18 protein-coding genes are annotated in these 19,509 nt (G+C 73.8%); 8 read left to right on the forward strand and 10 right to left on the reverse strand.

Going from position 1 to position 19,509, the window contains the following annotated elements; translation table 11 throughout:
• The first annotated feature begins 20 nt into the window (after positions 1-20).
• Positions 21-1,340, forward strand: coding sequence for an LCP family protein (locus ACFVHB_RS33205; protein WP_380329625.1), 1,320 nt, complete (start codon positions 21-23; stop codon positions 1,338-1,340).
• A 221-nt stretch (positions 1,341-1,561) separates the two neighbouring features.
• Positions 1,562-3,208 carry an LCP family protein gene (locus tag ACFVHB_RS33210; RefSeq protein WP_380329627.1) on the forward strand — a complete coding sequence of 549 codons (1,647 nt, stop codon included), beginning with the start codon at positions 1,562-1,564 and terminating at the stop codon, positions 3,206-3,208.
• Positions 3,209-3,497: 289 nt separating this feature from the next.
• Here ACFVHB_RS33210 and ACFVHB_RS33215 read toward each other — a convergent pair whose 3' ends face one another.
• Complete coding sequence (locus tag ACFVHB_RS33215) at positions 3,498-4,538, reverse strand: glycosyltransferase family 2 protein (protein WP_380329629.1); 1,041 nt, start codon at positions 4,536-4,538, stop codon at positions 3,498-3,500.
• Between the two features lie 163 nt (positions 4,539-4,701).
• On the opposite strand from ACFVHB_RS33215, the gene ACFVHB_RS33220 reads away from it, so the two are divergent.
• Complete coding sequence (locus ACFVHB_RS33220) at positions 4,702-6,261, forward strand: LCP family protein (protein ID WP_380329631.1); 1,560 nt, start codon at positions 4,702-4,704, stop codon at positions 6,259-6,261.
• A gap of 74 nt (positions 6,262-6,335) precedes the next feature.
• Here the strand turns inward: ACFVHB_RS33220 and ACFVHB_RS33225 are convergent, their stop codons facing one another.
• The 4 genes from ACFVHB_RS33225 to ACFVHB_RS33240 all read right to left on the reverse strand — a co-directional run bounded on the left by ACFVHB_RS33225 (position 6,336) and on the right by ACFVHB_RS33240 (position 10,782).
• Complete coding sequence (locus tag ACFVHB_RS33225) at positions 6,336-8,906, reverse strand: ABC transporter permease (RefSeq protein ID WP_380329657.1); 2,571 nt, start codon at positions 8,904-8,906, stop codon at positions 6,336-6,338.
• Positions 8,907-8,920: 14 nt separating this feature from the next.
• Positions 8,921-9,709 (reverse strand): ABC transporter ATP-binding protein, encoded by a 789-nt coding sequence (locus ACFVHB_RS33230; protein ID WP_380329633.1) that lies wholly within the window; start codon positions 9,707-9,709, stop codon positions 8,921-8,923.
• Positions 9,710-10,030: 321 nt separating this feature from the next.
• On the reverse strand, positions 10,031-10,585 hold the full coding sequence (gene ssuE / locus ACFVHB_RS33235) for an NADPH-dependent FMN reductase (protein WP_380329635.1): 555 nt from the start codon (positions 10,583-10,585) through the stop codon (positions 10,031-10,033).
• Between the two features lie 110 nt (positions 10,586-10,695).
• Positions 10,696-10,782 (reverse strand): putative leader peptide, encoded by an 87-nt coding sequence (locus ACFVHB_RS33240; RefSeq protein WP_352297720.1) that lies wholly within the window; start codon positions 10,780-10,782, stop codon positions 10,696-10,698.
• A gap of 213 nt (positions 10,783-10,995) precedes the next feature.
• Between ACFVHB_RS33240 and ACFVHB_RS33245 the strand changes: the two genes are divergently transcribed.
• Together ACFVHB_RS33245 and ACFVHB_RS33250 are read left to right on the forward strand one after the other, a co-directional pair.
• Positions 10,996-12,384, forward strand: a complete 1,389-nt coding sequence (locus ACFVHB_RS33245) for an LCP family protein (protein ID WP_380329637.1) — start codon at positions 10,996-10,998, stop codon at positions 12,382-12,384.
• Between the two features lie 51 nt (positions 12,385-12,435).
• Positions 12,436-12,930, forward strand: a complete 495-nt coding sequence (locus tag ACFVHB_RS33250) for a hypothetical protein (RefSeq protein WP_380329639.1) — start codon at positions 12,436-12,438, stop codon at positions 12,928-12,930.
• A gap of 110 nt (positions 12,931-13,040) precedes the next feature.
• On the opposite strand, the gene ACFVHB_RS33255 is transcribed toward ACFVHB_RS33250, so the two are convergent.
• Positions 13,041-13,535, reverse strand: coding sequence for a peptidylprolyl isomerase (locus tag ACFVHB_RS33255; protein ID WP_380329641.1), 495 nt, complete (start codon positions 13,533-13,535; stop codon positions 13,041-13,043).
• 229 nt (positions 13,536-13,764) lie between these two features.
• On the opposite strand from ACFVHB_RS33255, the gene ACFVHB_RS33260 reads away from it, so the two are divergent.
• Together ACFVHB_RS33260 and ACFVHB_RS33265 are read left to right on the forward strand one after the other, a co-directional pair.
• Positions 13,765-14,367: an NAD(P)H-dependent oxidoreductase gene (locus ACFVHB_RS33260; RefSeq protein WP_380329643.1), complete on the forward strand. Its 603-nt coding sequence runs from the start codon at positions 13,765-13,767 to the stop codon at positions 14,365-14,367.
• A 179-nt stretch (positions 14,368-14,546) separates the two neighbouring features.
• Positions 14,547-15,146 (forward strand): hypothetical protein, encoded by a 600-nt coding sequence (locus tag ACFVHB_RS33265; protein ID WP_380329645.1) that lies wholly within the window; start codon positions 14,547-14,549, stop codon positions 15,144-15,146.
• A 121-nt stretch (positions 15,147-15,267) separates the two neighbouring features.
• Here ACFVHB_RS33265 and ACFVHB_RS33270 read toward each other — a convergent pair whose 3' ends face one another.
• The 3 genes from ACFVHB_RS33270 to ACFVHB_RS33280 all read right to left on the reverse strand — a co-directional run bounded on the left by ACFVHB_RS33270 (position 15,268) and on the right by ACFVHB_RS33280 (position 18,201).
• Positions 15,268-15,747, reverse strand: a complete 480-nt coding sequence (locus ACFVHB_RS33270; RefSeq protein WP_380329647.1) for a GNAT family N-acetyltransferase — start codon at positions 15,745-15,747, stop codon at positions 15,268-15,270.
• Positions 15,748-15,933: 186 nt separating this feature from the next.
• The gene (locus ACFVHB_RS33275) at positions 15,934-17,157 is read right to left on the reverse strand and encodes a beta-ketoacyl-[acyl-carrier-protein] synthase family protein (protein ID WP_380329648.1); all 1,224 of its coding nucleotides are present in this window, start codon (positions 17,155-17,157) and stop codon (positions 15,934-15,936) included.
• Between the two features lie 177 nt (positions 17,158-17,334).
• Entirely contained in the window at positions 17,335-18,201 is an 867-nt protein-coding gene (locus ACFVHB_RS33280) for an oxidoreductase (RefSeq protein ID WP_380329650.1), read from the reverse strand.
• A gap of 181 nt (positions 18,202-18,382) precedes the next feature.
• Between ACFVHB_RS33280 and ACFVHB_RS33285 the strand changes: the two genes are divergently transcribed.
• A complete protein-coding gene (locus ACFVHB_RS33285) occupies positions 18,383-19,261 on the forward strand; it encodes a LysR family transcriptional regulator (protein ID WP_380329652.1) in 879 nt (292 codons plus the stop codon).
• A gap of 154 nt (positions 19,262-19,415) precedes the next feature.
• Here the strand turns inward: ACFVHB_RS33285 and ACFVHB_RS33290 are convergent.
• Positions 19,416-19,509, reverse strand: a 94-nt coding sequence (locus ACFVHB_RS33290; protein ID WP_132919430.1) for an acyl-CoA dehydrogenase family protein, incomplete at its 5' end; no start/stop codon positions are given.

Consider the following 19,509-nt stretch of genomic DNA (forward strand, 5'->3'; position numbering starts at 1 on the left):
GGCGGGTAGGGATCCCTGCCATGGCCGAGGACGACACCGAGCACCCCCCGACCGACCCGCCCCCTCCCGGGGACGCCCCCGCGGACCCGGACTCCCCGACCGCACCCCGACGGCGGCGCCGGCGGTGGCTGATGATCACCGCCGGCGTGCTCGCCTTCCTGCTGGTCGCCTGCGGCACGCTGCTCTGGATCGCCTACCGCAAGCTCGACGGGAACATCCAGACCGACTCGGCCACCGACCGGCTGCTGGCCCGGCTGGAGGCCGAACGGCCCAGCCGCACCGCCGGGGCCAAGGGCGCCCAGAACATCCTGCTGATCGGCAGCGACGACCGGACCGGCACCAACGCCTCGTACGGCGCGGCGGGCGGCCAGCGCTCGGACACCACGATCCTGCTGCACCTGGCGGCGGACCGCCGGCACGCGACCGCCGTCTCCATCCCCCGCGACGTCATGGTCACCGTGCCGTCCTGCGAGAAGCCGGACGGCACCCGGACCAGGCCCGCGCTGATGCAGTTCAACGCGGCGTTCGAGACCGGCGGCCCGGCCTGCTCGATCCGCGCCGTCGAGCAGCTGAGCGGCATCCGGATCGACCACTACGTGATCCTCGACTTCACCGGGTTCAAGGCGATGGTGGACGCCGTCGACGGGGTCGAGGTCTGCGTGCCGCAGGCGATCCACGACAAGGACGCCAAGCTGGACCTCCCGGCCGGGCGGCAGACCCTGCACGGCGAGCAGGCGCTCGGCTACGTCCGGGCCCGGGAGACCCTCGGGGACGGCAGCGACACCCAGCGGATGGGCCGTCAGCAGCAGTTCCTGGCCGCGCTGATCCGCAAGGTGCAGTCGCAGGGCGTGCTGCTGAATCCGGCTAAGCTCTGGCCGCTGCTGGACGCGGCGACCTCTTCCGTCAAGGCCGACGGCGGGCTCTCCTCGCTGGGCGCGCTCTACGACCTGACCCAGGACCTGCGCGGCATCCCCTCCGCGGACGTGGTGTTCCTGACCGCGCCGCGCCGCCCGTACCGCTTCGACTCGGACCGGGACGAGTTCGTGCAGCCGCAGACCACCCAGCTGTTCACCGCCCTGCGCGACGACCGGCCGATCGCCGTCCACCCGCCGGCTGCGACCCCGGCCGCGACGCCGGGCGCGACCCCGGGGACGACGACGTCCGCGACGGCCTCCGGGCCGGCGTCCGCGGCGGTGTCCGCGACGACGTTCGCGAGCGCGTCCTCCGGGCGGACGCCGGACGCCGGACCGGACCGGACCGCCGGGACGTCCCCCTCCCCGACGGTGCCGCCCTCCTTCGAGGGGCGCACGGCCGACGTGGACGCCTGCGCGGGCCGTTGACCGCTGGTCGGGGTCACGGGTCACCCTTTTGTGTACAGATCATGATCTTCGCGGGCTTTCCCGGGGAATTCCCCGGACCCCCGATTACCCGCTGAATTGCCGTTTCCGGACATGGCGGAGATCACATCAGGAACAATTCCCTCACTCGGCTCGTCTAGTGTGTCCGGGTCGGTGCGCGGCTTGCTCACCGGCCCGTGGACGGTCGGAGGGAGGGAACCCCCGTGCAGCAGGACAGGCAGGAGGCGGCCCCCGCCGGCCGGGTGGACCCCGCCGCGGGCATCCCGGCGCAACACCGCCGGGCGGTCGCTCCCGGGCCCGCCGACGGAGCCGCACCCACGCCGGGGACCGCCCCCGGCCCCGCCCGCACCGGCGGCCGGGCGGGTCGCCGCCGCTTGGCCAACGCCAAGCGCGACCGCCGTCGGCGGGCGCTGAGGTGGACGGCCGGGGTCGGCGCCATGGTCCTGGCGGCCGGCTGCGGCGGCGCGTACTACCTGTACCAGCACTTCAACGACAACATCACCGCCGTCAAGGTGCAGTTGGGCAGTGAGGCGGAGCGGCCGAAGCCGGCCGGGGACGCGCTGAACATCCTGGTGATCGGCACCGACAGCCGGGAGGGCCTGGGCCGCCAGTACGGCGACGAGGGCAGCACCGGGCACGCCGACACCACCCTGCTCTTCCACGTCGCCAAGGACCGCAGCAACGCGACCGTGGTCAGCATCCCGCGCGACCTGATGGTGCCGATCCCGGACTGCGAGACCACGGCCGGGAAGAAGATCCCCGGCTCGGCGCGGGCGATGTTCAACGAGAGCCTCGGCCAGGAGGGCCGCGATCCGGGCTGCACCTGGAAGACCGTCGAGAAGACGACGGGCATCCGGGTCGACCACTTCGTGATGGTCAACTTCGAGGCCGTGAAGACGCTCTCCGCCGCCGTCGGCGGGGTCGAGGTGTGCGCGGCCAAGGACATCAACGATCCGGACTCGCACCTGCGGATGACCAAGGGCCGGCACGTGGTGCAGGGCGACGAGGCGCTGGCCTTCGTCCGCACCCGGCACGCCGTCGGCCTGGGCGGCGACCTCACCCGGATCCCGCTGCAGCAGCAGTTCATCAGCTCGATGATCCGCTCGATCAAGAGCAGTGACACCCTGACCAGCCCGACCAAGCTGTGGAAGCTCGCCGACGCCGCCACCAAGGCGCTCACCGTGGACGACGGGATCGGCAGCGTCGACAAGCTGAAGGACCTCGCGCTGGACGTCAGCAAGGTCGACACCAGGAACATCACCTTCACCACCGTGCCGGTGCTGGACGACCCGAAGGACGAGAACCGGCTGGTGCTCAAGCAGCCCGACGCCGGGCAGGTCTTCTCGCTGGTCGCCAACGACCGCTCCCTGACCGCGGCCACCGCCCCGGCCGCCCCGGCCTCGCCCGGTGCCTCCGCCCCGGCGGCCACCGTGCCCTCGCCGACGGCCACCGCCACCGCCACCGCGGTGGACGCCAAGGACGTCCGGGTGACGGTGCGCAACGGCAGCGGGACGCCCGGGCAGGCGCAGCAGACCGTCGACAAGCTCCGGGCGATGGGCTTCGCCAGGGCCGCGACCGCGCCCAACGTGCCCGCCACCCCGGCCACTTCGGTCTCCTACCCGGCCGGAAAGGCCGCCGAGGCGGCCGCGCTGGCCGCCGCACTCGGCCTGCCGGCCGACGCGGCCGAGGAGGACCCGAAGGCGGGCGCCAAGGACGGCCTGGTCCTGGTGCTCGGCAAGGACGCACCGGCGGCGCCGGCCACCCCGGCCACCCCGGCCGCCGCGCCCACCGAGGCGCCCAAGGACCTCCAGCGCGTCCAGGCGGACGACACCGACGTCTGCGCGAAGTAGGCGCCGCGGCGGGAAGCAGGCGCCGCACCAGGCCGGGGGTGCCGCCGGTCTCGCGGCACCGCTCGCCGGTCCGCGGGCGGCGCCGGCGGTCCGGGCCGTCCGGTTCCGGCGTCGTCCGACTCCGCGCCCGGTTCGACGTGGGCGCCGACGACGGACCCGCCCTCAACCCGCCCCGGGGCGCCCGACGATGGCGTCGACGGCGGGGACGGGAGGGCGGGTCGGCGGCATCGGCCGGACCGGGCCGGCGGGGCAGGCGGGGCCGGGGTCCGCGGGGCGGCGGCCCCGGCGCTCAGTGGACCTCGGACACCACGTTGGCCGGGGAGGGCGCGCGGCTGGCGATCACCCGGCGGGCCAGCGAGCGCGGCGAGGTGAGGAAGCCGAAGCCCCAGCTGAGGTGCATGGTCGCGAACGCCACCGGCAGCAGCGCCTTGGCCCTCGCCGCGAGACCGCGGCCCTCGACCACCGCGCCGCCGAGGATGCCCAGCAGGTAGGCGCCGGGCGCGGCGAGGAAGACCGGGTGGACGGCGGCGCCGAGCACCAGGCCGAGCGTGACGCCCAGGAAGGCGGCCGGCGGGGCGAGGTAGCGGAGGTTGACCGAGCCCTTGTGGTACCGGGTGACCACCCGGCGCCAACGGCCGTAGTCCTTGTACTGCTTGGCGAGCGCCCGCACGTTCGGCCGGGGCCGGTAGGTGACCCGCAGCTGCGGGGTGAACCAGATCAGCCCGCCGTCCTGGCGGATGCGGTAGTTGAGCTCCCAGTCCTGGGCGCGGATGAACTCCTCGTTGTAGCCGCCGAGCTTCTCCAGCACCTCGCGCCGGAACACCCCGAGGTAGACGGTGTCCGCCGGGCCGGCCAGGCCGCCGGTGTGGAAGGCCGCGTTGCCGACGCCGATCTTGGAGGTCATCGCGGCGGCGACCGCGTTCTCCCACTCGGTCTCGCCCTCGGCGTGCATGATGCCGCCGACGTTGGCCGCCTCCATCTCGCCCAGCAGCCGGACGGCCGTGGTGATGTAGCCGGGGGTCAGCAGGCCGTGCCCGTCGACGCGGACCACTATCGGGTGGCTGGAGCCGCGGATCGCGGCGTTCAGCCCGGCCGGGGTGCGACCGGTGGGGTTCTCCACGGTCCGGACCCGCGGGTCCTCGGCGGTCAGTTCGGCGGCGATCTGCGCGGTCCGGTCGGAGGACGGACCGAGGGCGATCACCACCTCCATCGGCCCGGCGTAGTCCTGTTCCAGGATGTGCCGGACGGCCGTGCGCAGGTGTCGTTCCTCGTTCAGCACCGGCATGATCACGGAGACCGCCGGCAGCTCCTCAGCAGCCTTGGTGTTCATCGGGGCCAACCGTACCGGTGCGGGCGGGTCTCCGTCCTGTCCCGGTCTGGGCGGCTCCGCGAAGCCTGCGCCGAAAGAACGTTTCGCCGGTCGCGCCCACCGTACGACCCGCCCCCGGCGCGCCCCCACCCGGCCCGGTACGGGCGCCCCTACCATCCGAGAGATGCCCGTCTCCCCCCTCCCCTTCCCGGCCGAGCGGCGCCGGGTGTGGCCGCGCCGGCTGGCCGCCGGCCTCGCCCTCGGCGTCCTGGCCACCTCCGGCGGCGGCTGGGCGGTCCTGCACGGTCTGGGCTCGATCGACCGGGTGGACGCCTTCAGCGGCGACCAGGCCCGGCCCGCCGACGACGGCGCCACCACCTTCCTGGTGGTCGGCACCGACGAACGGGACGGCATCCCGGAGCGGACGCTCAAGGACGTGCTGCACGCCGGGGGCGAGTCCTGCCACTGCACCGACACCATGATGATCGTCCGGCTCGCCGGGGACGGCGCCCGGGCCGGGGTGGTCAGCATCCCGCGCGACTCGTACGTGGACATCCCCGCGCACCGGGACCAGCTCACCCACCGGGAGGTCCCGGCCGGCAAGGGCAAGATCAACGCCGCGTACGGGATGGGCGGGCCGCAGCTCACCGTCGCCACCGTGGAGCAGAACACCGGGCTGCGGATCGACCACTACGTCCAGCTGAACTTCGCCGGGTTCGTCTCCGCCGTGGACGCCGTCGGCGGGGTGCGGGTGTGCACCGCCAAGCCGCTCAAGGACGAGTACTCCGGCCTCGACCTGCCGGCCGGCACCAGCACCCTGGACGGCGCCGGGGCACTCAAGTACGTCCGCGCCCGGCACGTCGACGGCAGCTCCGACCTGGGCCGGATGCACCGGCAGCAGAAGTTCGCCGCGCAGCTGCTGCACCAGGTGACCAGCAGCGGCACCCTGCTCAACCCGGTGCGGCTGGCCCGGGTGACGGACAGTCTGCTCGGCTCGGTCAAGGCCGACAAGGACCTCACCGCGGACGAGCTGATCACCCTGGCGACCCGGATGAAGGAGCTGTCCGCGGGCCGGGCGGACTTCGCCACCGTGCCCCTGGCGCAGGTGGACCACCCGGTGAGCGGGTGGGGCTCGACGGTGGTCTGGGACCAGGCCGGGGCGCGGGCGCTGTTCGACGCGGTCCGGGCCGGGCGGCCGCTGGGGGACGGTACGGCGGGCGCCGCGGCGAGCGGCGCGCCGTCGGCCGCGGCCGCGGTGACGCCCCCGGCGGCATCCCCCGCGACGCCCGTCGCGACGCCCCCGGCGACGCCTACGGCGGCACCCTCCGCGACGCCCGCCGTACCGCCCTCCGTGCCCCCGGAGCAGGTGCACGTCCAGGTGTTCAACGCGGCCGGGGTGGCCGGGCTCGGTGCCCGGGTCGACGCCGACCTGCGGCGGGCCGGCTTCGCCACCACCGGCGCGCCGTCCAACGCCCCGGCGGGCACGCCGCCCGGCCGGACGGTGCTCCGCTACGACCCGCGCTGGGCCGAGTCGGCCCGGACGCTGGCGGCCGCCCTGCCGGGCGCGGAGCAGACGGCCGTCCCGGGGCTCGGCCCGACCCTGCAGGTGTACGCGGGCACCGACCACCCGTCGGCGGCGCCGGGCCAGTCCGCCACCCCCGCTCCCCCGCCGCCCACCGCCACGGCGCCCCCCTCCGCTCCCCCGGTGACGGCCGAGACGGCGGCGGACATCATCTGCCCCTAGGCACGCGACGCGGCGGGGGCCGGGTGCGGTCGCGCACCCGGCCCCTGCCGTCCCCCGGTCCCCCGATCCGGGGGTCAGTCCGTCGCGATCGCCGCGAGGACGTTCATCCGCCCGGCCCGGAAGGCCGGGACGAGGGCCGCCACCAGGCCGATGACCACCGAGGCGATCAACGTGGCGACGATGGTGCCGGTCGGCACGGCCAGGCTCGCCAGCCCCTGGTCCTTCAGCACCTGCTGCCCGGTGACGCCCCAGGCCAGGCCGAGGGCGGTGCCGAGGAGGGCGCCGAACAGGGCGATGACCACGGACTCCAGCCGGATCATCCGGCGCAGCTGGCGGCGGGAGAGCCCGATCGCCCGCAGCAGGCCGATCTCGCGGGTCCGCTCGACCACCGACAGCGCCAGGGTGTTGACCACGCCGAGCACCGCGACCACGATCGCCAGGCCGAGCAGCCCGTAGATCATGTAGAGCAGGGTGTTGACCTGCTCCTGGACGAGGTCCTTGTAGCCGGCCTGGTCACGGACCTTCAGCTGCGGGTAGTCCTTGAGCGAGTCCTCCAGCGCGGCGAGCGTCTTGGCGACGTCCGCCCCGGGCGCGGCCTTGCCGTAGACCACCGCGTCGGCCGGGAGCTCGGGGACCGCCTTGGCCACGGTGTCGACGGCGATGAAGGTGGCGCCGTTGAAGAGCGAGTCGCCCTTGGACATCACGACCCCGACCGGCACGGACTGGGTCCGGCCCTGGCCGTAGTCGATCTTCACCGGGTCGCCGACCTTGAGGCCGTGCTCCTGGGCGAAGTCCTCGGCGACCACCAGCGAGCCCTGCTGCAGCGACTCCACCGCGCCGGCCTTGACCGGCAGCCGGAAGTCGTCGGTGAAGTGCGCCGAGACCGCGGAGAGCCGCGTCTTCACGGCCTTCCCGTCCGGCCCGGTGAGCACCCCGCGCAGCTCCTTCTGCTCGGTGACGTGCTCCACGCCCGGGGTGCGCTTCGCCGCCTGGACCATCGCGTCGCCGATGATCCCCTGGCTGCTGGAGACGACGTAGTCCGCGCCCACCGACTTGTCGATCTGCTCGTTGGTGGACTTGACCACCGAGGAGGTGAAGACCGAGGCGCCGATCACCAGCGCCAGCCCGATCATCAGCGCGGCGGCGGTGGCACCGGTCCGCCGCGGGTTGCGCATCGCGTTGCGCTGGGCGAGCCGGCCGGACGGGCCGAACACGGCCGGCAGCAGCGCGCCGAGCACCCGGACCACCGTGGTGGCCAGCAGCGGACCGAGGACGACGAAGCCGACCAGCGTGAGCAGCACGCCGAGGCCGAGGTACTGGCCGCCGGTGGCCGCCTTGTCGGCGCCCGCGGCGAGCACCAGCAGGCCGCCGCCGCCCGCGGTCAGGACGAGGCCGATCACGCTGCGGACCACGTTGGAGCGCGCCTCGGCCGGGGTGCCGTGGTCGCGCAGCGCGGCCATCGGCGCGATCCGGCTGGCCCGGCGGGCCGGGATCCAGGCGGCCAGCACGGTGATCACGATGCCGACCGCGTACGCGGCGATGGGCACGTTCAGCCCGATCTGCAGGTCGGCCGCGCTCAGGTTCATGCCGACGGCCTTCATCAGCTGGATCAGACCGGTCGCCAGGCCGAGGCCGGCGCCGAGGCCGAGGGTCGAGCCGAGCAGGCCGAGGATCAGCGCCTCCACCAGCACCGAGCGGTTCACCTGCCGCCGGCTGCCGCCGATGGCGCGGAGCAGACCGATCTCCCGGGTGCGCTGGGCGACCAGCATGGAGAAGGTGTTGATGATCAGGAAGCCGCCGACCAGCAGCGAGATGCCGGCGAAGCCGAGCATCGCGTACTTCATGAAGTTGAGGAAGGAGCCGACGCTCTTGTTGTTCTCCTCCTTCTGCTCGGCCGCGGTCTTCACCTGGTAGCCGCCGCCCAGCTTGCCCAGCGCGTCGGCCTTGAGCTGCTCGTTGCTGCGGCTGCCGTCGCCGAAGGCCTCGACCGAGGTGAACTCGGCCTTGCCGAGCAGGTCCCGCTGCGCGGTCGGGGTGTCCAGGAAGGCCAGCGCCGCACCCGGGTTGGTGGTCTTGAAGGTGGCGATGCCGGCGATCGAGAAGTCGTGGGTGCCGTTGGTGGCGGTGATGACGCGCAGCTTGTCACCGAGGCCGAGCTTCGCCCGCTTCGCCGTGTCGGCGTCCAGCACGATCTGGTCGGCGCCCTGCGGCACGTGACCGCTGGTGATCTCGACCGAGTTGCGCGGGGTGTCGGTCCAGTTGCCGGTCAGCGTCGGGGCACCGCCGGTCGGGCCGACCTGCTTGTTGGTGACCGGGTTGACCAGCACGGCGTTGGAGACGAAGACCTGCCCGAGGGCCTGCTTCACACCGGCGGTCGCGGCGACCTTCTCGACGGTTCCGGCCGGCACGGTCGGGACCGTGGCGTGCGGCTCGTCGTCCTCGTCGTCGAGGTCGGCCTTGGGCGGCTGGACGGAGATGTCGGAGGCGGTCGAGGCGAACAGCCGGTCGAAGGTGCTGGTGGCGGTGTTGGAGAACACCAGGGTGCCGGACACGAACGCGACCGAGAGCACGACCGCGATCAGCGAGAGCGCCATCCGCCCCTTGTGGGCGAAGAAGCTCCGCAGTGACGTCTTGAGCAGCATGATCCTGGGCCCGCCGCTCAGCTGGTGCGCTTGCCGTCGAAACGGCGCATGCGCTCGAGGACGGAGTCGGCGGTGGGGGCGTGCATCTCGTCGACGATCACGCCGTCGGCGAGGAAGAGCACGCGGTCCGCGTAGCCGGCGGCGACCGGGTCGTGGGTGACCATGACGATGGTCTGGCCCAGCTCGTCCACCGAGCGGCGCAGGAAGGTGAGCACCTCGGCGCCGGCCCGGGAGTCGAGGTTCCCGGTGGGCTCGTCCCCGAAGATGATCTCGGGGCGGGCGGCCAGCGCCCGGGCCACCGCGACGCGCTGCTGCTGGCCGCCGGAGAGCTGGGTCGGGCGGTGCTTGAGCCGGCCGGCGAGGCCGACGGTCTCCACCACCTGGTCGAGCCAGGCGGTGTCCGGCCTGCGGCCGGCGATGTCCATCGGGAGCGTGATGTTCTCCAGCGCGTTCAGCGTCGGGAGCAGGTTGAAGGCCTGGAAGATGAAGCCGATCTTGTCCCGGCGCAGCCTGGTGAGCTGCTTGTCCTTGAGACCGGTGATCTCGGTCTCACCGATCCAGATCCGGCCCTCGGTCACGGTGTCCAGGCCGGCCAGGCAGTGCATCAGGGTCGACTTGCCGGAGCCCGAGGGGCCCATGATCGCGGTGAACCGGCCGCGCTGGATGTCCACGTCCACCGCGTTCAGCGCGGTGACCCTGGTCTCGCCGCTGCCGTAGGCCTTGGTCACCTGTCGCGCCGAGGCGGCGACGGAACCGGCACCGCCGGGAAGCTGGGGGTCGTACACGGCTGCTGCTGCCGTCGTCACTGGAGTCTCCTAAGAAGTGGGCCCACCCGTTGGCCCCCGGACTCGTCGCCCGCTCCCGTGCCACGACAGGGTGCGGGAGGAGGTCCTCGACCGGGAGCCAGCCCCACCCTCTCCGGTGGACCGGGCTGCCGACCCGATGGAACCGGGCCCTCTTCGGACCGGCGGGGATGTGATCCACGGTAGGAGCGGCGCCGCGATCCCTCGTCATCCGCCGGGATGAAGCGCCTCAACCGTAGTTGTACGGGGCGCGGCACCCCTCCCCCTAGGGGTCGCCGCCACCCGCCTCGGGGTCGCCCCGTACGGGCCGCTCCCGAGGCCCCGTCAGCCGGTGAGCGCGGGCACGGCGAGGCGCTCCAGCGCGCTCGCGAACGCCTCGACCACCGGGGTCAGCAGCGCGTCCGTCTCGCGCTCGATCGCGGTGCCGCCGTCCTCGCGGACGGTGATGTGGCGGTCGAGCACGAACCAGCCCTGGGTGACGTGGCCGGCGCCCATCGAGCTGAGCACCGGGCGCAGCGCGTAGTCCACCGCCAGCACGTGCGCGGTGGAGCCGCCGGTGGCCAGCGGCAGGACGGCCTTGCCGGTCAGCGCGTGCTGCGGCAGCACGTCCAGCAGGGTCTTCAGCAGGCCCGAGTACGCGGCCTTGTAGACCGGGGTGCCGATGACGACGCCGTCCGCCCGGGCGAACAGGTCGGCGGCGGCGGCGATCGCGGGGTGGGAGAAGTCGGCCGAGAGCAGGGCGTGCGCGGGCAGGCTGCGGGCCTCGAACGGGACGACGTGGTGGCCGCGGGCCTCCAGCCGCGCGTCGACGTGGCGCAGCAGGCGGGTGGTGCGGGAGGTCGCGGACGGGGAGCCGGAAACGGACAGCACGATGGCCATGGGGTTCACCTCTGAACGGGAAGCGGGGACGGCGCTACGGCGGCAGGGGCGTCCGCGGTGCGGACGGCGGCGGTGGAGCCGGGTGGAGAGGAAGCGGATTCGGGCGCGCGTCAGCCACGACAGAGCGAACAGGACACACGCTGGAGGTCGACGTGCCGCCGACGCGTGAGGGTCCATCGCTGATCCATGGCGGTCATGCAAACACGCGGCGTTCCGGCCGGTCAAGGATCCTTCCGGCCGGTGAACACCGGGGGACGGGCGCCGGGGCGGCCACCGCCCCGCGGGTACCGCGCGAGGCGGCCGCGAACTTTCGCCGGAACGATCCGGCACGTGCATCAAAACTGCTACAAGCGGCCTGGTGGGGGCCCCGGGGGGAGTCACCGCACCCGGCGTCGGGCATCCTCTCCCACATGAACACGTGGCAGGAGGGCCGCCCGGGCGGCGGCGGGAACCCCCCGTACGGCGGCGGCAGCAACGGCGGCGGCGCGTACGGGCGCGGCGGGGGCGGTACGGCGGCCGAACCGCCGCTGCCGGCTTCGCTGAACCCGCGCGGACCGGGCGCCCCGGCGCCGCGCCGGCCCGATCCGCAGGAGCAGGGGTACGGGCCGTCCCAGCCGTCCGGGCAGCCGGGCTACGGAGCCCCGCAGGACCACGGCCAGCCGCAGGGCTACGGGCAGCCGCAGCCTTACGGGCAGCCGGGCCGGCCCGGGGTGCCGCCGCAGGGCGGTCCCGAGCGGTCCGGCGGCCCCGGCGCGCCGGGCGGTCCGATAGCCCCGGGCGGCACCGAGCCGCCCTCCGCCGCCGGCCCGTCGCGCTGGCCGAAGCGCCGGATCGCCAAGTGGTCGGTGTTCGGCGTCCTGATCGTGATGACGATCACCGCCGTCTCGACCTGGTTCTGGGCCGACTCCAAGCTCAACCACGAGAACGTGCTCGCCGACTACCCGGGCCGTCCGGCCGCCGGCAAGGGCACCAACTGGCTGATCGTCGGCTCCGACAGCCGCAACGGGCTCTCCGACGCGCAGGAGGAGGACCTGCACACCGGCCACGCGGGCGGCAAGCGCAGCGACTCGATGATGGTCCTGCACATCGGGGACAACGGGAACACCCTGATGAGCATCCCGCGCGACTCGTGGGTGCCGATCCCCGAGCACCCGGGCGACAACGGGAAGACCGTCAAGGCCACCACGTCGAAGATCAACTCGGCCTTCGCGGCGGGCGGCGGCAAGCTGCTCGCGCAGACCGTCGAGCTGAACACCGGCATCCGCATCGACCACTACGCGGAGATCGGCTTCGCCGGGTTCGTCGGCATCGTCGACTCGGTCGGCGGCGTGGACATGTGCATCGAGCAGGACGTCAAGGACAAGGACTCCGGCCTCGACCTCAAGGCCGGCTGCCAGACCCTCACCGGCACCCAGGCGCTGGCCTTCGTCCGCCAGCGGCACCAGATGGCCGACCAGGACCTCGGCCGGATGCGCAACCAGCAGAAGTTCCTCGGCGCGCTGGCCAAGCAGGCCGCCTCGCCGGCCACCGTGCTCAACCCGTTCACCTTCTACCCGCTGGTGGACTCCGGCCTCGGCACCCTGATCGTCGACGAGGACGCCGGCCTGACCGACCTGGGCTCGCTCTTCCTCGCCATGAAGGACGTCAACGGCGGCAGCGGCAAGAGCATCACCGTCCCGATCGCCAACCCGGACTTCCGGACCAACACCGGCGAGTCCGCGGTCAAGTGGGACGCCGCCAAGGCCAAGCAGGTCTTCGACGCGTTCAAGAACGACACCGCCGTTCCGGACACGAAGTAACGCCCACCGGCCGTACGTGACGGGGTGTGACGCCGCCGACACAATGGGTGGATGTCTCTCGTCACCGCACTGATCTACCGCCGCCGTCACCGCCTCCTGGGCCGCCTGGTCCAGGAGGCGCTCGCCCTGTACGGGATGGAGGTGCCGGCCGCCGCCGAGATCGGGCCCGGGCTGACGGTGTTCCACCGCGGCTTCGGCACCGTCCTGCACCCCTACACCACGCTCGGTGCCGGGGTGACGCTCTACAACGGCGTGACGATCGGGCGGGCCGACCCGTGGGTGCCGCAGGAGCTCAGCGCGATGCGGCGGGTGGTCGTGGAGGACGGCGCGGTGCTCTGCGCGGGCGCCAAGGTGGTGTGCAAGGAGGGCGTGCTCACGGTGGGCGCGGGCACGATCCTCGGCGCCAACGCCGTGCTCACCCGCTCGACCGGGCCCGGCGAGATCTGGGCCGGCGCCCCGGCCCGCAAGGTGGGCCTGCGCGAGGGCACCTGGGTGCCGGCCCCCGCCACCGCCGGACCCCCCGCGGCCGATCCGGCGGCCACCTGACGACGGGCCCCCGCCCGGCGGACGGCGCGTCCCCTCCCCGCGCAAACGCCGCGGAGCAGGAAGTCGGCCGGGCCGACTTCCTGCTCCGCGGTGCGCCGGAGGCGGTGGAATTACTCCACGGTGCCCGAGTCGGCGATGGTGATCTTCGCCGAGGTGCGGCCGCTCTGCGAGCCGAGCGCCTCGATCTTCTTCACCAGGTCCATGCCCTCGACGACCTCGCCGAAGACGACGTGCTTGCCGTCCAGCCAGTCGGTCACGATGGTGGTGATGAAGAACTGCGAGCCGTTGGTGTTGCGGCCGGCGTTGGCCATCGAGAGCTGGCCCGGCTTGGTGTGCTTGATCTGGAAGTTCTCGTCCGCGAACTTCTCGCCGTAGATGCTCTTGCCGCCGGTGCCGTCACCGCGGGTGAAGTCACCGCCCTGCAGCATGAAGTTCGGGATCACGCGGTGGAAGGACGAGCCCTTGTAGCCGAAGCCGTGCTGGCCGGTGGCCAGCTCGCGGAAGTTCTGCGCGGTCTTCGGAACGACGTCGTCGAACAGCGTGAAGACGATCCGGCCGGCCGGCTCGTCGTTGATGGTGATGTCGAAGTAAACGTTGGAACCCATGCAGGGATCATGGCATGCCGCACCGCCCGACGCGCGACAGGCCCGGACTTCCGTCACGCGCCGCTACCGGCGTCGAGCACGGAGTGCCGGAGCCCGCTCCGCGCGCCCGGGGTTCGCGGCCCGGGCGGGTGGTGACCTCCCGGCGCGGCGGCGCGGTCCGGCCGCCGGCGGCGCCACCACGGCCGAAGCCTAGGATCGGCCACGGCAACCGACTCAGGGGGAACGGGACATGAGTGCACGACGGGTCGGCGTCTACCTGGCGCACCCGAAGCCGGGGAGCTTCAACCACGCGCTGTTCGAGGCCGTGGTGGACGAACTGCGCAGGCGCGGCTGCGAGGTGCTCGCGCACGACCTGTACGCGGAGGGGTTCGCCCCGGCACTGACCGCCGGGGAGACCGGGACGGTCGACCCGGCCGACGAGTCCGCCGACCCGCAACTCGCCCTGCACCGGGCGGAGGTCGCCACCCTCGACGCGCTGGTCCTGGTCCACCCGAACTGGTGGGGCATGCCGCCGGCCGTCCTGGCCGGGTGGGTGCAGCGCGTCATGGCCCCCGGGGTCGCGTACAAGCTGGGCACCGCGGACGGCGAACCGGCCGGGCTGCTCCGGGCCGGCCGGGCGCTGGTGCTGAACACCTCCGACACCCCGGAGGCGCGCGAGCACGGCGAGTTCGGCGACCCGCTGCAACGGATCTGGGCGGCCTGCGTCCTGCCGTACGTGGGCGTGGACGACGTCCGCCGGGTCGTCTTCCGCACGGTGACGGACTCGGCGGCGGACACCCGCGCACAGTGGCTACGCCAGGCGCGGGAGGAGGCGGCCACGCTGATCGGCTGAGCCCGGCGTACGCCCGGCGCGGGCGCGAGTGGACGGCGGGCGCCGGGCCGACCGACCCGGCCGGTACTCCCGGGTGACGGGCCGCACGTTCGTGCTAGAACCGACGGCGGGCCGCCAACCACCGTTGCCCGCCCGCGTTCCCGTGCGACCTCAGGCCACCGATCACCCTTGGGAGACCCATGTCCGCCGCACGCACCGCCCGCACCGCCCGCCTCGCCCGCACCGCCCTGGCGGCAGCCGCCGCCCTCGCCCTGCCGGTCTCCGGCGCCACCGTGGCCACGGCCGCCACCAACGCCACCACCGGCCTGGACGGCACCTGGGCGTGCAGCGTCCCGAACGGGTACGTCTACGACGCGGTCCAGCAGACCCGCGGATGCGGCTCGGGCAGCTGGACGGGCCCGTCCTTCCGCCTGCGCACCCCCGTGGACGGACTGGTCGCGTGTAGCACCGCGCCCGGTTTCGTCTACGACTCGGTCACCGGCACCACCGCCTGCGACCAGCTGGGCCGCACCCCGACCACGACGTACCGGCTGCGCGTCCCGGTCGACGGGATGACCACCTGCACGACCAACCCGGGCTGGACGTACGACCTGGTCACCAGCACCTTCGGCTGCAGCCAGCTCTCCGGCGTCACGGCCACCACCTACCGCATCCGGGTGCCCTCCAGCGGCATGTGGGTCTGCAGCGTTCCCAACGGCTGGACGTTCAACGCCACCACCAGCAACACCGACTGCAGCGGCATGCGGGGCGTCACCGCCACCAAGTTCCGGCTCGCCTGACCTCCCGGCCCCCGTGGGGCGGCGGAGCAGGAAGTCGGCCGGGCCGACTTCCTGCTCCGGTGCCTCCGGGCGTCAGGCCTCGGGCGTCAGGCCTCGGGCCTCAGGCCTCGGGCCTCAGGTGTCAGCCCTCGCCCCCGAGGTCGAGCTCGGCGACCTCCTGGTCCCCGCTGAGCTCGCCGGTGGGGCGGAAGCCCAGGCGGGCGTAGAAGCCGGCCGGGCCGTCGTCACCGGGCACGTAGGTGACCGTCACCCGGCGGCCGCCGCGACGGCGGATCTCGGCGCAGACCTGCTCGACCGCGAAGCGGCCGTAGCCGCCGCCCTGCGCGTCGGCGGCGATGTTGAGACGCCAGAGACCGGAGCGGGGCCGGTCCCCCGGCCGCTCCGCGTGGAAGGTGACGTCGAAGAACGCCATGACGAAGCCGACCAGCCGGTCGCCGTCGAAGACCAGCCGGGGCCAGGCGGTCTCGCCGTACGCGTAGGCCTCGGCCAGCGACTTGACCACCGGGGCCACCAGCCGCTCCTGCTCCGGCCGGACCTTCAGGGCGAGCGCGGCGTCGATGGTGGCGGGGGTCACGGGCTCCAGGCGCAACGAGGTGGTCATGCCGGTCACCCTAGTCAGCCGGTGCGGGCCCGTCGCCCGGGTTTCGCCTGCTCACCCGGTCGGCACGGCGGGGGCGGTGCCCGCCCTCCCCGGTCCCGCCCGGCCTCCCCGCCCTCCCCGCCCTCCCCGCTCTCCCTGATCTCCCCGCCCTCCCCGGCCTCCCGGGCCGCCCCGGTCCTCCGGGTCTCACGGCGCCGGGGTGAAGACCAGGGACGCGTTGTGCCCGCCGAAGCCGAAGGAGTTGGTGAGGGCCGCGGTCAGCGCGCCGCGCCGCGGGGCGCCGGCCACCACGTCCAGCTTGACCGCCGGGTCGAGCGTCTCCAGGTTGCGGGTGGCCGGCACGACGCCGTCGCGCAGGGCGAGGACGGCGGCCAGCGCACCGACCGCGCCGGCGGCACCGAAGAGGTGGCCGGTCATCGACTTGGTGGCGGTCACGGCCGGGTGCGGGCCGATCGCCTCGGTGACGGACTCGGCCTCCACCAGGTCGCCCAGCTGGGTCGAGGTGGCGTGCGCGTGGACCAGGTCGATGTCGCGCGGGGCGAGCCCGGCCTCGGCCACCGCCCGGCGCATCGCCCGGACCTGGCCCTCGGCCGCGGCCGCCGTGATGTGGTACGCGTCCGAGGTGACGGCCGCACCCGCCAGGGTGGCGTGCGCCCGGGCCGACCGGGCGGCGGCGAACCCGGCGCGCTCCAGGACGACGACCACCGAGCCCTCGCCGATCACGAAGCCGTCCCGGTCGACGTCGAACGGCCGGGACGCCCGGCCGGGCTCGTCGTTGCGGGTCGAGTGGGCCTTGGCCTGGGCGAACCCGGCGAGCGGCAGCGGGCAGATGCACGCCTCGGCGCCGCCGGCCACCACCACGTCGGCCCGGCCGAGCCGGATCAGGTCCAGGCCCATCGCGATCGCCTCGGCGCCGGACGCGCAGGCGCTCACCGGGGTGTGCGCGCCGGCCCGCGCGCCCAGTTCGATGGAGACCCAGGCGGCGGGACCGTTCGCCATCAGCATCGGCACGGTGTGCGGGGAGACCTTCCGCACCCCGGACGCCTCCAGCACGTCGTCCTGGCCGAGCAGGGTGAGCGCTCCGCCGGTGCCGGTGCCGATCACCACGGCCAGCCGCTCCGGGTCCACCTCGGGCGCCCCCGCGTCGGCCCAGGCCTGGCGGGCGGCGATCAGCGCGACCTGTTCGCAGCGGTCCATCCGCCGGGCCCGCACCCGGTCCAGCACCTCGGACGGCTCGACCTTGAGCCGTCCCGCGATGCGGACCGGCAGCGCGCCCGCCCAGTCCTCCTCGATCGCGCGGATGCCCGACTCGCCGGCCAGCATCCCGGCCCAGGTGGAGGCGACGTCCCCGCCCAGCGGTGTGGTCGCGCCGAGGCCGGTGACCAGCACGCGGTTGTTGTCGACACTCATCGAAGAAACCCCCTGGCTGTTGTGGAGATTGTGGGAGAGGGACAACCCCCCGTGCCGGTGGGCACGGGGAGCCGTCGCCCCCTCTGCCACTCTGCCAGGGCAGTGACGGTCAATCAGGTGTGTAAGCCAACCGATTCCAGGAGCGCATCCTTGTGGAGTTCCGCCAGGTCCCGCAGGTCACTCGGCGTCGAGGTCGGTGCTCCGGCCGACCTTCTCCCACTCCCGGAGTTCCCGGCCGGCGGCGTCGAGGTTGCCGAGGATCGCGTCGACGGCGTCGTTCCCGAGGGCGAGCCGCAGCGGGGTCCGCTCGGCGTCCAGGGCGGCCAGGATCGCGGCGGCGGCCTTGGCCGGGTCACCGGGCTGCTTGCCGTCGCTCTCCGGCAGCCCGGTGCGGACCGGGCCGACCACCGAGTCGTACGCCGGGATGACGGCCGCCTGGGCCAGCGCGCCGGCACCGGCGAAGGAGGTGCGGAAGGCGCCGGGCTCGACGATCAGCACCTTGATGCCGAACTGGGCGACCTCCAGGGCCAGCGCCTCGGAGAGCCCCTCCAGCGCGAACTTGGTGGCCGAGTACGCGCCCACGCCGGGGAAGGAGAACCGCCCGCCCATGCTGCTCAGTTGGACGACGGCACCCGAACCCTGCGCCCGCATGTGCGGCAGGACGGCGCGGGTCAGCGCGGCCGGGCCGAAGAAGTGCAGCTCCATCAAGTCCCGCAGCTCGCGGTCGGTGTACTCCTCGACGGCGCCGATCAGCCCGCGGCCGGCGTTGTTCACCAGGACGTCGATCCGCCCGTACCAGAGCAGGGTGTCCGCCACCACGGCGGCGATCCCGGCCTGGTCGGTGACGTCCAGCCGGACCGGGACGACCCGGTCGGGGTGGGCCGCGGCCAGGTCGTCCAGGGTCTCGGGGCGCCGGGCGGCCGCCACCACGGTGTCGCCCGCGGCCAGCGCGGCCTCGGCGATGGCCCGGCCGAAGCCGGAGTTGGCGCCGGTGATCAGCCAGACCCGGCCGGTCGCGCGCTTCTGCTCAGAGGTGCCGGTCATGCGAGGTTCCCCCGTTTTTCCGTGAAGGGTTCTTCCGTGCAGGGCTTCTCCCTGAAGACCTTGAAGGCCCTGAAGGCCCTGAAGGCCTTGGAAGTTGACGCCCCCCATGCTTCCTCCGCCGCGCCGGGAACGTCCAAGACAGAACCCTGGTCGATCGATAGAGGCGCTTTATGATCACCGCATGGAGCTGCGCCAGCTGCACTACCTGATCGCGATCGCCGACGAGGGCAACCTCGGCCGGGCCGCCACCCGCCTGTACGTCAGCCAGCCCGCCCTCTCCTACGCCCTGCGGAACCTGGAGACCGAACTGGGCGTCCGCCTCTTCGACCGCCACTCGGGCGGGGTGACCGCCACCGCGGCCGGGCTCGACGTGGTCGCCGAGGCGCGTCGCACCGTCGCCCAGGCCGAACGGATCACGGCCGCCGCCGAACGGCACCGTCGGGCGGCGAGCGGGGTGCTGCGGGTCGGCTTCGAGGCCAGCGGCGCGGGCGAGTTGACCACCCGGGCGCGTGCCGAGTTCACCCGCCGCCACCCCGGCGTACGGGTCGAGCCGAAGCGGTTCGACTGGGGCCAGGAGGCCGAGGCGCTGCGCGACGGCCGGGTGGACGTCGCCTTCGTCTGGCTGCCCGCCGACCTCACCGGGCTGCACGCCGAGACCGTCCACACCGAGCCGCGGATCGCCGGGCTGCCGACCGGCCACCGGCTGGCCGGGCGGGCGGGCATCTCCGTCCTGGAGGTCAACGACGAGCCGCTGATGTGGACCGAACGGGCGCCCCGCGCCTGGGTCGACTGGTGGGCGGTCAACCCCAGGCCGGACGGCTCGACACCGCGCTGGGGGCCGACCAACGACAACGTCGAGGAGATGCTGGAGCAGGTCGCCGAGGGCGCCGCCATCTGCTTCGCCCCGGCCAGCATGGCCCGCTACTACGCCCGCCCGGACCTCACCTGGGTCCCGCTGACCGACGTCGAGCCGCTGCGGGTCGCGCTCGCCTGGCCGGCCGGTGCCGACAACCCGCTGGTGCACGGGTTCGCCGCCGTGGTCCGCGAGTTGGCGGGCTGAGCGAACGGAAGGCCGAGCGAGTTGGCGGGCCGAGCGAGTTGGCGGGCTGAGCACTTGGCGGGCTGAGCTCTTGGCGGCCGGGCGACCGGCCGGCCGGGGCCGGACACGGAACCGCCCCCGGCCACGTGGCTGGCCGGGGGCGGTCCGGGGCGCACTACGGCAGGTTGCGGGCCATCACGATGCGCTGGACCTGGTTGGTGCCCTCGTAGATCTGCGTGATCTTCGCGTCCCGCATCATCCGCTCCACC

The organism is Kitasatospora sp. NPDC127111 (assembly GCF_042677465.1).
Lineage (GTDB): Bacteria > Actinomycetota > Actinomycetes > Streptomycetales > Streptomycetaceae > Kitasatospora.